This window comes from Lawsonella sp. (assembly GCF_011525565.1).
Taxonomy (GTDB): Bacteria; Actinomycetota; Actinomycetes; order Mycobacteriales; family Mycobacteriaceae; genus Lawsonella; species Lawsonella clevelandensis_A.
Genome location: NZ_WVRS01000005.1, coordinates 24008 through 36397 on the forward strand (window position 1 = coordinate 24008; position 12390 = coordinate 36397).

A 12390-nucleotide genomic window follows, 5' to 3' on the forward strand; every position below is an offset into this window, starting at 1 on the left:
GTGTCGCTATTCGCGTTCGCTGGATCCTGTGCCATTACTACAATCCCAAGTTTGTCCGACGCTTAATAATGTCGCGGGCAATCTTCCCCACTTCCGGCTCATCAATAACCGACAAGTGGTCACCCTTCAGATGCACCACGGTAAGATCTTTCACAATCTTCCCCCAGCCACCATCTGGATCAATATGGGCGTAACGTGGCTCCAATTCAATGGCACCATCATGCATACGCTCAGCCCGATACAGTGTGACAGGCACCTGCACAGACGCCCACTTACTCATATCAATACTGGCCAACATGCGGTTATCCACAAAGGACGCACGCTGATGCTCCAACACCGCCGCCGACACGCCAGCGCGCGCAAGATTCGGGTTAGTAGCCATCTGGGCGAAGAGCTTCATCATGCCCTCTTCACCCTGCGCGTCCAGCATTTCATGCGGCACCTGGAAGTCCAGACCATATGTCTTCTTAATGAACGCACCGTAGCGATCCCAGCGGGCATGGAGTTCCTCCCGCGTTCCCGGATCCGGCTCAGAAGCCTGCACAGTATCAATGAGGAGAATAGAAGCAACCTCATCGCCGGCGGCAATAAGCTGTTTAGCAACCTCATAGGCCAGTGCACCACCCAGCGACCAGCCACCCAACGTGTAGGGGCCCTCCGGCTGAATTTCCTTAATAGCCGGAAGGTATGCGGCAGCGCGCTCCTCCAGTGGGCCCTCCACACGCTCCAAACCGAACACGGGAAGATCCTTCGGAAGATCATCCACCAGTGCAGAATACTGGGCGGTAGTACCACCCGCCGGGTGGAAGAGGAAAAGTGCCTTCGCATGCTGTTCTGTGGGGAAGTCCCGCAGAGTACGCACTAGGCCCTCCACTTCCTTCTCCAGGAAGGGGCGAATAATGTTGGCCAACTGCTCAATGTTCTTCACATCGCTCAGGAGTGTTGGGTCAATATCGGAACCAGTGCGCTCCGCTAACCGCTCCGCCAACTTAGCGCGGGTATCGTCACCAATCTGCGGTAGCGGGTGCAGAACATCACCCGCGGACTCGCCAGTAACGGTAGCCCACGTGGAGAAGGCGAGACGCTCGGACGCATCACGCGGCGGCACATTCGTCTCTGCACTATCTGCGGCATGGGCAGCACCGGCGCCAGCGTTAGCACCAGCGGTGGCAGCAGCATCGGCACTGTCGGCACCTGTCTGTGCACCAGTCTGTGTACCGGAGCGCTTCTCCGCCAGTTTCTGCGCGGAAACCTGCGACGCCTCCTCCGCTGACAAGCCCTGCACCTGGGCTTCCCTCACATTAGTAATGTATTCGGCAACGTCACCAATAGTGGAAGAGCGAACCACCATGAGATCCAGCTCCGGAATCTGGAACTCATACTGGATACGGTTCTTAATGCGGATCGCCATCAGGGAATCCAGACCCAGTTCCATCAGTGGCAGTTCGCTGGTGAGATCCTCCGGGTTATAGGCCAAATTCGTGGCAACAATCTTGGTAAGACGCTCCAGAATGGTCTCCCCCGTGGTGGGGTCATAGTAGTCATTATCCGTATTGTTTTCGGCGAGGAAATCCTCCGAATCCAACTCATCCTGGCTGCGCTGCTCGGCAACAATAGCCGGCTCTGCACTGGGGTCACCCACGGTAATAGTGGCAACAGCCAGTTTCACGGACTCGTTATTCTGCTGGGCGAAAATCTCCACTGTAGCGGTCTTTACCGCAGCGTCAGCGTCTTGCGCGGCAGCGTCACTTGTGACCGCGGCGGTTGTAGCAGCGCCCTGTTCTTCCAGCATGGTGACGTAGTGGCCGTCACCAGCAGCGGAATCGCTCGCGTCCTGCCCAAGAATCTCCCAGGCGGTTACTACAGCGTCCTGCCCATAGCAGTAGTCGGCGGCAGCAAGAGCCAGCATTTCTGGCGTCTTCACAGCCTTCTTCTGAACATTCCACACATGCTGGCCGGTGGGCAGAAGAACATGCGCACCCGGCAGATGGGAATCGTTGGACCCAGATAGGCGGGAACTGGTCCAGCAGTATTTACGCTGGAATCCGGTACGCGGCACATCCGCATAGTCGCGGGTAAGAGCCAGGTTACGAAGATTAGTTGGGTGACCATCAGCCGCCAACTGGGCGATAGCACGCACCAGCGTATTCGGCTCATACTCTTTACGACGCAGCGTGTAGAAGAGTTTGGCATTGGGAATCTTGGCGGCGTAGGTAGCGGCAGCCACAGACAGAATAGCCACCGGGTGTGCGGACACTTCCATAAAGCAGGTGTGGCCAGCCTGGCAGGCCTGCGTCACAGCCTGGGTGAACCAGACGGAATGGCGCATACCCTTCGCGAAGTACTTGTAGTCCGTTGGCGTATCGCCAGCCCGGTACACGGCGTCCTTATCAATGGAGGAGAAGAGTGTACAGCGGAGTGGACGCGGCTCAATATCGGCAATCTCGCCAATAAGTTCACCAATAAGCGGCGCCACCATGGACGTGTGCCCGGCGCCATTCACTGGCAGCATGCGGGCGAATTTGCCGTGTTCGGTGGCGTAGTCCACAAAAGCCTTTACATCGATCTTCCGGCCACCCACCGTAATCTGCGTGGGGGCGGCGTAGACGGCGGGCTCTACCGTATCGAATTTGCCGGGGTTCTCGGCTACTAGCTGGGCGATTTCATCAGCAGAGTATTCCACCAATGCCATACCGCCCTGCTCCTCTGCGGAGAGGTTAGCTTCACCTTCGCCGAGGAGGCGGGAGCGGACACAGATAACGCGAACAGCATCGTCAAGGCTGAGGCCACCGGCAGCGTAGGCGGCGGCAACCTCACCCATGGAGTGGCCGATGACGGCAGCGGGCTGGCAGCCGAAGTAGGTGAGGGTGTCAGTGAGGGCTACCTGGATGGCGAAAATGCCGTCCTGGGCAGTTTCTGTATCCCAGCTGAGGGCATCGTCCAGCATAATCTGGCGAATATCCTTATCGGATTCCTCCTGGATCAGCTTTGCCACATTGTCGAAGGAGGCGGCGAAAATACCGCCGAAGTCTCCCCGGAACTTGTCGGCAAGGTAGAGACGCTTACCCATTTTGCGGTGCTGTCCGCCGAAGCCGGAGTACACCCACACGGGTCCTTCCAGGGCGGTGTGGTGGCCACTGTAGACGTTCGGGGATTCTGTTCCCTCGGCAACGGCTAGGAGCCCGGCGCGAGCAGAGTCCATGTCGGTGGCAATGACCTCATTGCGGAAGCGACCAATGGAGCGGGTGGCCAGGGTGTGGGCGACGGCCGCCAGATCCACGTCCGGGTTGTCTTCCAGCCAGTCCGCTACATGCTTGGCAGACTGGCGGGCGCGGGTGGAGAGGGTGCCGGAGATTGGCAGCACGTAGGTGGCGGGTTCTTCCACGTCCTCGAACATGGCGTTTTCCGCTTCCAACTGGGTGCGCTCTTCCTCGCTGAGCTCCGGTGTAGCGGCGCTATCTGCCGCATCAGCAAGGCCAGCAGTATCAGCAGAGCCAGCAGCGGGGCCAGTGTATTCCTCCACCACAACATGGGCGTTAGTGCCACCAAAACCGAAGCCGGACACGCCAGCCACAGCCTTACCGGAGTAGCGTGGCCATTCCCGTAGTTCGGTGACGGGCTCCAGATGGTCACCCTCGAAATCAATGTAGGGGTTGGGGCCGGCGAAGTGCAGCATGGGGGGAATAACGCCCTTATCCATGGCCAACGCCAGCTTGATGAGGGAGGCGGAACCGGCAGCCGATTCCATGTGCCCAAAGTTCGTCTTGCAGGAACCCAAAAGGAGGGGTTTTTCCGCGTCGCGGCCATAGCCCAAAACTTTACCCAGAGCGAGGGCCTCAATGGGGTCACCCAAGATAGTGCCGGTGCCGTGAGCTTCTACATAGTCCACGTCTTGTGGGGCAATGTTGGCGTCCTGGTAGGCGTCGGCCAGAACTTCCATCTGGGCGTCCGGATTGGGGGCGGTAATGCCGTTGGAGCGGCCGTCCTGGTTCACGGCGGAGCCCTTAATGACAGCGTAGATATGGTCCCCGTCGGCTTCTGCATCTTGGAGGCGCTTCAGCAGGACCAGTCCGGCGCCATCGGAGCGGGAAATACCGTCGGCGTCATTGGAGAAGGCTTTAATATAGCCGTCGGAGGAGAGCACTGTCTCCAGGTCTGCGAAGGCTAGCTGTGTGCCGGGTGCCAGAATGAGGTTAATGCCGCCGGCTACCGCCAGGGAGCTTTCGCCGCGGCGGAGTGCCTGCACTGCCTGGTGCACTGCCACCAGGGAGGAGGAACAGGCGGTGTCCATGGAGATGGAGGGGCCGCGGAAGTCGAAGGTGTAGGAGATGCGGTTGGAGAGGATAGCGGGGGATAGGCCTGTGAGGGAATAGGGGTGGAAGGCGGAGTAGTCGCTTTCCAGAATGCGGGCGTAGTCCTGGCTGGAGGCGCCTACGAAAACACCTACTTTATGGCCGCGCTGTTCGGAGATGGGCAGGTGGGCGTCCTCGAATACTTCATAGGTGAGTTCGAGGAGCATGCGCTGCTGCGGGTCTACTTGTTCAGCTTCGCGGGGGGCGATGGAGAAGAATTCGGGGTCGAAGTAGCGAATGTACTCGGGTTTAATGTAGCCACCACGGGTGGGTGCCGCGTCGAGTTTGGCCGCTACTTCTTTATCCTCAAGAAACTCCTGGTAGCGGGTGTCGGGGAGGTCGGTGACGGCGTCCACACCGTCGTGGAGAAGAGTCCAGTATTCCTCCGGGGTGTTGGCGTCGCCGGGGAAGCGGGTGGCAATGCCGATGATGGCAATGTCTGCACCTTCCACGGTGGAGCGGTCGCGGGACTTGTGGAAGGTTTCGGCTGCTGGGTCGGAGTCGTCAAGGAGGAAAACTGCCAGTTTGTTTACTGTGGGGTTCTGGTAGATCACTGCCGCATTGATGGATTTTCCGGTGAGGTCCTCCAACTGCCCAGTGAGTTCCAGAATACTTCGGGAGGATAGGCCGAACTCTTCAAAAGGCTTGTCCGGGTTTACTTCCGAAACGGTAATACTTACGTCGTTTGCAATCCATTCCCGCATCCAGGCAATGAGTTCAACAACCGTAAGATCAGATTTCACAATAAGTCTCAATTCTCCATGCTTCACCCGAGGCGGTGAAAACTGTGTCTACATGGGCAGATAGGCTACCCACAAGCTCTTTAGATTTTACTGGACAGGATGTCTACAACACACTAAAAACGCGCGTTGAGGGCATCATTTTGGTAAGCGCTACGACATGCCGAACGCTTAATCTTCTGCGTCGGCGTGCGGGGGATAACGCCCTGCTCAACAATGCGGAAGTCAGCTACCTGCACACCGTGGCGACGTGCGATCAAAGACCGCACGGAGGTAAAGACCTCTGCATAATCTTCCACTTCGTTATCGGGATTATTCTCTGCCACAATCACCAGCTGTTCCCCCTTCGTATCGGAGGGAATAGTGCGGTTTGTGCGGTTAACAGCAGAATCTAGCAGTTCCCGAGCAGCCACTGAGAATGCAGCAACGGTATTGGGGAGGAATTTACCTTCGCCTGCCATAATTACGGTCTCTTCAATATCGGTGGCAACGTGGTTACGACCATCCACAATGACGAGGTCTTTCACACGGCCTGTGATGAAGAGCTGCCCATTGTAGTAGGCGCCGCAGTCACCGGTGCGCAGCCACTTAGTATCGGCGGCGACGCGTTCACCCTGGCGAATAGTGTGGGTGATGTCGTCGGGGAGTGCCTTAACTAGTTCATTGTCGAAAGTAGCTACTGTTTCTTGGGGACGATTCCAGTAGCCGGAGGCTAGGTTCGGGCCAGAAATCCAAATTTCGCCGATGGTACCGTCCGGTATTTCAGAACCGCGCCTTAGGTATTCGCCGTTCTCATCAAATTCAGTGTGGACAATCACGGCATACTCGTTCAGGAATGGTACGCCAACACCAACTTGGGAAATCCCCTTGTCAGCCTCCTCGGGAGCTATCTCAACGAACTTTCCTTCTGCCAGTTCATGGCCGTCAACTTTGGCGATGAAGGTGGGGGTGCCGCTTTCGAGAGTAGCGGCACCAGTAGTGGTTTCAGACATGCCATAGGAGGGGCGCATAGCATCGGAGCGCAAACCGTAGGGGCCGAATGTAGCGTTGAAAAGATCCACCGTGCTCTGGGTGACGGATTCGGAGCCGTTCATCAACGCGACAACATTAGAAAGATCCAGAGATTGACCGTCCTCGGGTTTACCGCGAGCAGCGGCTAGCGCAAAAGCGAAGTCTGGGCCGGAGGAGAAAACATCCTCGCCATTAATGGACTGGAGGGCATTGACCCATCGGGAGGGCTGCTGTAGAAATGCAGCCGGCTCCATGAAGTCGAGGCACACATAGGAAAGTGGGGCAGCGAACAGATAAATGAGGGACATGGAATGGAAGATTGGGATCCAGTCGACAGCACGCATGTGCGGTTTTAATCCCAGTGTCCGTATGATTTGGAGAGTATTGCAGAGGGCAGCATGGTGGCTAATCTCTGCGGCGGTGGGACGGCGCGTGGAGCCAGAAGAATATTGCAGATAAGCAATATCTGTGGGTTCTACTTGGGGATCAACCCAGGCATCTGCCATGCCGTCTTCAATTCCTTCTACGGCGATAATGCGTGGCTTGTTTTTAACGTCAACGCTCTTTAAGAATTTCCGAACAGCGCCTGCCACCTTTACGTCTGTCAGAATAACCTTGGGTTCTGCATCTGTGAGGATGGCTTCTAGGTAGCCAGCGTGGGAAGGTTCTGTGGGGCTGAATGCGGGGATAGCGATCTGGCCGCCGAAGAGGGGAGCAAAGAAGCCCGTGACGTAGTCAAGGTGCTGCGGCATCATAATGACTACTCGGTCACCGCGTTCACACACTTGTTGTAGTTGTGCCGCAATAGCTTTCGTGCGGGTAACAAATGACAGCCATGTTAATGATTCGGGAGTGGGCTGTGGGTCCTGTAGATAGTCGAAGAATCGGTAGATCGGATAATCTTCCGCCTCGCCAGCAACAATCTGCGCGACTCGTTTCTCTGCAAGATCAGGGAATGTGGTCAGGAGGGAGGTATCGATAGTGGTGCCGCGGAAGAACGACTCTACTTCAAAGGACATGTAAACCTTCCTTAAAGGTGTGATGTTGACTGTGTCACTGGGTTCATCGCTGCTACCGGGAAAAATGTTACACGGGCTAGTTTTTCCCAACGCTTTTTTCTAAAGCCGGACACAAATGTTCATCAGCAGCCTGCGCAATAGCTTTTCTAGCCTTTTCTTTCTTCACTCCGGGTGTCATCTGCACAAAAGTGTCCATCATGACATCTTCAACTTCTTTGGCCTGCTTGTTAGTGTCACTGCCGGCATATAGTACCTGACAGTGCGTGTAGCCCATCCCTAAAACAGCAGTTTCCATGCCCTTTCTTACCGGCATACCGGCCTTCTTCAAGGCTGCAAAATATGCTTTCGAATTGGGGTCAGTTGATGGATCCATGGAGAGTTGCGAAAAGTCCAGAGGGATATCACCGTCGTCGCCAGAACCCTCTTCTGTGGGAGTACTAGTACCGTTTTCGGTTACCGTTGTAGAAGTGGTGACGGTTGCATCAGTGGACTCATCATCGCTGTTGGAATTGTGGTGGGCTACGGCCAGCGAAATCACAATGATAAGCACCAGCACAATAGCGCCAATAATGATGGTATTGCGCTTTGTGAAGAAACCTGCGGCAGAAAATCGGCCAGAGCTTTTTGGCTCAGCATTTTCCGGTTGGGTTTCATAGTTAGCACCACTGACATCACCCCAGGCTCTTCCCCAATCTTTATCCCAATTCTTGTTCTGAGAGTTTCCCCCTGCTGGAAAAGAGTTCCGGTTACGACCGGACTGCCCACCACGGCGAGGCTGTCCACCGCGAAGTTGCGCACCAGTGAGAGATTGCGCAGTACTCCGAGATTGTGCAGTACCGCGAGGCTGTGTGCTGCGGCTAGTCTGTGCACTACCACGTCGGGGTCGCATACCGCCACGCTGATTATCACCACGCGACGCACCGGCGGCAGATCCGCCGATACGCTGTGCAGAAGCACGACCAGGCTGGCCCGCTCGGGGAGTCCGTTTCGCAGCAGAGGAAGGTTCCGCGTTAGTCGACTTCCGTGGGGGGCGCGAATGAGGGAAGCATGGTGAGTTGGGCATAGTTGCTCCTTAGGGGTACTTACGACGCCATACTAATGATTTTTTCTACTCCGTAACCGCTGCAACACGGCCGGACCCCATTTATGGGTCACCACACTGCTGACAGCCCCTAGAGCAGCACCTGCAGCAACATCCGTGGGGTAGTGAACACCAGCTATCATGCGGGATGTCATCATGATGGGGCTAAGCACCAGCGGCAGTGGATTATGGCTAATAGTAGCGGCGCTAGTCGCCCAACTGGTGGTGCTGGTGGCGTGCGAACTGGGGAAGCTCAGAGCGCTAGGGGTTTTCACATTGACGTCAATAGCCGGGTGGTGCGGGCGCGGACGCCACACAATTCTTTTAATAATGACAGCTAAAGCGTGCGACCCGAAGGCAGAAAGAGCTGCCAGCCCCCACTGCTCCCGATGCTTAGGGAAGGTAAGCGCCGCTAGACCGGATAAAACAAGCCAGCCCAGGGAATGCTCACCGAAGTGGGAAAGCCCCTGCGCAACTTTTACTGTCCAGGGGTAGGGGCGGCACCATTTCTGTACCGTGCACAGAATTTTCTCTTCCGGGGAAAGATCGGAGGGAGTGCTGGACATGTTGTCTGTGACGGTGTTCTCCATGTCAGTATTCTCTATGCTCATGTGGGATTAATCGAGTGTTTCTGGCCCGAAAATCTGCGACCAGGCTTCCATACTGGTCAGCTGCGGGTGTGCGGCACGGTAGCGGCGCTGCATATCCGACCATTGTTCCCGCAACTGCTTATGCATGGCGAATGTTTCCCGTAGTAACTCTTTAGCTTTATCCAGATCACGCTGGCGATACACCACGCCGCGCCCATCTGCGGTGGTGACGGTAGCCCCATCTAGTCGGCTGAGGGAATACCAGCGGGCATCAATAGGGGGCAGATTCATCTGCGGAGTGCTGTGGTGGTCGGAGTCTGCTGGACGTACTGAATGCAGCACGCCTTTTGCCAGTGCCACAACCTTTTTACGGATACCGCGCGGCTCTACCGTCACCCCACCGGGACCACCGGAGGGAGCGGGGAGATCACTGGCGGAGTGGAGAACAACCGCATCGGGGTAATCGCGACGCATGGCTGCCACCTTCGGAAGTGCGGTGGGAAGAAGCTCGAAGAGAGCATCGGGGCCGCGCAGGAAGTCTTTAACCGCCTCAATCTGGATGGCGACAGTACTGTATTCCAGGCAGAGAGTGTGTTTCATGGCGGCTTTCGCCATGGAGGCCAGCAAGCCGTTAATAGAGGCGCTTGTGGGCTGGGTGAGGGCAGCTACCACCAGGCGGTTGCGGAGGTGGAAGTAGGCCTGCCAGTCGATCGCATCATCCTTGTCTGACCAGGCCATGTGCCAGATGGCGATACCGGGCATGGTGACGGTGGGGAAGCCGTGGGCGCCGGCGCGCAGGCCGAACTCGGCATCATCCCACTTAATAAACAGTGGCAGGGGCTGGCCGATAGTGTCGGCCACAATGCGCGGAATGAGGCACATCCACCAGCCGTTGTAGTCCACATCAATCCGGTGGTGCAGGTCGGCGGTTTCCTCCCAGCGGGGATCAGCCAGGCCAGTGTTTTTGGCGCCGCGGTGGTCGCGAGCGGCCGACAGCGGGTACTGGCTGAAATCGTGGTCGTAGTGGACGTGCGGGGCGGAGGTCCACATGAAGTCGGCGCGGTTGACGACCTCACCCATGGAGTGCAGGTGGCTGCGTTCCTGGAGGTTGAGCATTTGGCCACCCACCAGCATGGGTTTCTTGGCGAAGCGGGCGAAAGCGACAGCGCGCAGAATACTGTCCGGCTCGATGGCAATATCGTCATCCATGTAGAGGATGAACGGCGCGGTGGTGTGTTGGCGGGCCTCATACATGATGCGGCTGTATCCGCCGGAGCCACCCAGGTTGCCTTGCTCAAAACGGAAGAAGCGACCATCCGGGGAGGTAGTGAGGGGTTTACCTGCTGCGTCGGTGGCTCCGTCTACACCTCCACCGATACCGAAATGTCCTGCGGCAGCAGCGAACTCGGGGTGGTCGATAACTTTCTTTGTGCCCTGGTCCGGCATCAGGACAGCCTCAATGACGGCGTCCACGTCCGGGTCGGAGGCTAATGCTTTCAGGGCGGCGACGGCATCATCGGGGCGGTTGAAGGTGGGGATACCGATAACCACCTTGTTGGAGTTATCCAGTTCCTGGGTTAGGCCCGTGTCGGGGTCCACATAGTTGATAGTGGCGGGAGCCGGCGTGCGGGCGTACCAGCCGCCCTCCAAAAGTTCTACGGGGGTGTCGGCGGTAATGTCGAACCACATCCAGCCGCCATCCTCAAAAGGCCCCAGATCCAGGGTGATTTCGACAATGCTGGAGCCGTCTGCGCAGCGAGTTACCTGCGGGCCAATAGCGGATGCGGCAGGTGCGGATACAGGTGTGGCGGCAGCGTCAACATCACCAATAAAGGACGCACCCGTAATGCCGATGCGGGATCCGTCGATCTTGGAACGGTAGGTATCCACGCGGCCCGACCCAGTAAGGTGCAGACGTAGGACAACAGAAGTGAGAGTGCTCCAACGTCGCCAATAGGAGGCGGGCAGACCGTTAAAGTACGTTTCAAAAGAAACTTCGGAGTCTGCCGGGATCCACAGGGTGGTGCGGCTCGGGGCGTGGCAGCGGCGCGGATTGGTGGAGGCTTCCACCATGTAGAGACTGCGGACGTCGAGAGGCTCACCGGGGCGCGGGGTGATGATGTGGGCGAGCCGCTCCCCCGCGAAGGAGGAGAATTGTGCGGACGTTGGAGCAGTTGTCATTAATGCTGTCCCTTTCCTTTCAGGGGAGCACCCTCAGTCCAGTAAGGGGTCAGGTTGTTATCGAACATGGTGAGGGCAGAGGCGATAGCCATGTGCATGTCCAGGTACTGATACGTTCCTAGACGGCCACCGAAGAGTACCTGGTCATTAGCGGTTTCTTGGGCAGCAAGTTCCCGATAAGCAGCAAGAATCTTGCGATCCTCAGGAGTATTGATGGGGTAGTACGGCTCGTCGTCTTCCTCCGCGAAACGACTGTACTCCTTCATAATGACGGTCTTGTCCTTGGGGTAGCGGTCGGCGCGCTCCGGGTGGAAGTGTCGGAACTCGTGAATACGGGTATAGGGGACGTCTGCGTCGTTGTAGTTCATGACGGCAGTGCCCTGGAAGTCGCCGATGGGGAGGACTTCCACGTCGAAGTCCAGGGTGCGCCAGCCGAGACGACCGGCAGAGTAGTCAAAGTAGCGGTCGAGGGGGCCGGTGTAGACGACGGGGGCGTCGGGATTGGCGGCGCGAATGTCGGCGCGGACGTCGAACCAGTCAGTATCCAACTGCACGTCGATGAGGTCATGGTCGATCATGGCGCGGAGCCAGGCGGCGTAGCCATCTACGGGGAGCCCCTCGTGGGTGTCGTTGAAGTAGCGGTTGTTGAAGGTGTAGCGCACCGGCAGGCGGGTGATGTTGCTGGCGGGGAGTTCCTTCGGGTCGGTCTGCCACTGTTTGGCGGTGTAGTCGCGCACGAAAGCCTCGTAGAGGGGGCGGCCGATTAGCGAGATGGCTTTTTCTTCCAGGTTGGTGGCGTCTTCCGTGTTGACTTCGCTGGCCTGCTCTTTAATGAGGGCGCGGGCTTCGTCCGGGCTGTAGTACTTGCCGAAGAATTCGCAGATAAGGCCGAGCCCCATGGGGAATTGGTAGGCTTTGCCGTCGTGCATGGCGAAGACGCGGTGCTGGTAGTCCGTGAATTTGGTGAATTGGGTGACGTAGTTCCACACACGTTCGTTGGAAGTGTGGAAGAGGTGGGCGCCGTACTGATGTACTTCAATGCCGGTTTCTGGTTCGGGTTGGGAGAACGCGTTACCGCCAATATGGGAGCGTTTTTCAATGATGAGGACGCGCTTGCCAAGCTGGCTGGCGGCACGTTCAGCAATGGTTAGTCCAAAGAAGCCGGATCCGACCACGATGAGGTCGTATGACTGGGTGCTCATTATGTAAACGCCTTTTCTCATGTCAGGAAAGAAAACTCGCGCGGAAGGGTGCAACAGAATATGGGTACGATTCGTCTTTGGCACTGCCTTGGCTGTGAGTCTCTTTAAGCCTAGCGAAAATTAGGGAGATCGCGTGTAGTAGTTTTTTCAGAATTGTTAATACTGTTAAAATTGTTACAAATGTGACTTGCCTTGAGTTAATCTATCTATCGTG

The 12390-nt window shown here is 57.1% G+C and carries 6 protein-coding genes; all 6 read right to left on the reverse strand.

Translation table 11 applies throughout. From position 1 onward, the window contains the following. Positions 1-37 precede the first annotated feature (37 nt). The gene (locus QZV76_RS04305; RefSeq protein ID WP_290598578.1) at positions 38-5095 is read right to left on the reverse strand and encodes a type I polyketide synthase; all 5058 of its coding nucleotides are present in this window, start codon (positions 5093-5095) and stop codon (positions 38-40) included. A 113-nt stretch (positions 5096-5208) separates the two neighbouring features. Continuing rightward, positions 5209-7122 (reverse strand): AMP-binding protein, encoded by a 1914-nt coding sequence (locus tag QZV76_RS04310; RefSeq protein ID WP_290598579.1) that lies wholly within the window; start codon positions 7120-7122, stop codon positions 5209-5211. Between the two features lie 76 nt (positions 7123-7198). After that, complete coding sequence (locus QZV76_RS04315) at positions 7199-8185, reverse strand: DUF732 domain-containing protein (RefSeq protein WP_290598581.1); 987 nt, start codon at positions 8183-8185, stop codon at positions 7199-7201. Between the two features lie 32 nt (positions 8186-8217). Next, positions 8218-8814: a phosphatase PAP2 family protein gene (locus QZV76_RS04320; RefSeq protein WP_290598583.1), complete on the reverse strand. Its 597-nt coding sequence runs from the start codon at positions 8812-8814 to the stop codon at positions 8218-8220. A gap of 6 nt (positions 8815-8820) precedes the next feature. Next, the gene (locus QZV76_RS04325; RefSeq protein WP_290598585.1) at positions 8821-10974 is read right to left on the reverse strand and encodes a glycosyltransferase; all 2154 of its coding nucleotides are present in this window, start codon (positions 10972-10974) and stop codon (positions 8821-8823) included. Next, on the reverse strand, positions 10974-12176 hold the full coding sequence (gene glf / locus QZV76_RS04330) for a UDP-galactopyranose mutase (RefSeq protein ID WP_290598586.1): 1203 nt from the start codon (positions 12174-12176) through the stop codon (positions 10974-10976). The genes QZV76_RS04325 and glf overlap by 1 nt, the downstream gene beginning before the upstream one ends. Between the last annotated feature and the right edge of the window lie 214 nt (positions 12177-12390).

Bases quoted from the DNA above. Each gene is read 5' to 3' on its own strand.
- QZV76_RS04320 (WP_290598583.1), bottom strand. From the start codon at position 8,814: ATGAGCATAGAGAATACTGACATGGAGAACACCGTCACAGACAACATG.
- glf (WP_290598586.1), bottom strand. From the start codon at position 12,176: ATGAGCACCCAGTCATACGACCTCATCGTGGTCGGATCCGGCTTCTTT.
- QZV76_RS04325 (WP_290598585.1), bottom strand. From the start codon at position 10,974: ATGACAACTGCTCCAACGTCCGCACAATTCTCCTCCTTCGCGGGGGAG.
- QZV76_RS04315 (WP_290598581.1), bottom strand. From the start codon at position 8,185: ATGCCCAACTCACCATGCTTCCCTCATTCGCGCCCCCCACGGAAGTCG.
- QZV76_RS04310 (WP_290598579.1), bottom strand. From the start codon at position 7,122: ATGTCCTTTGAAGTAGAGTCGTTCTTCCGCGGCACCACTATCGATACC.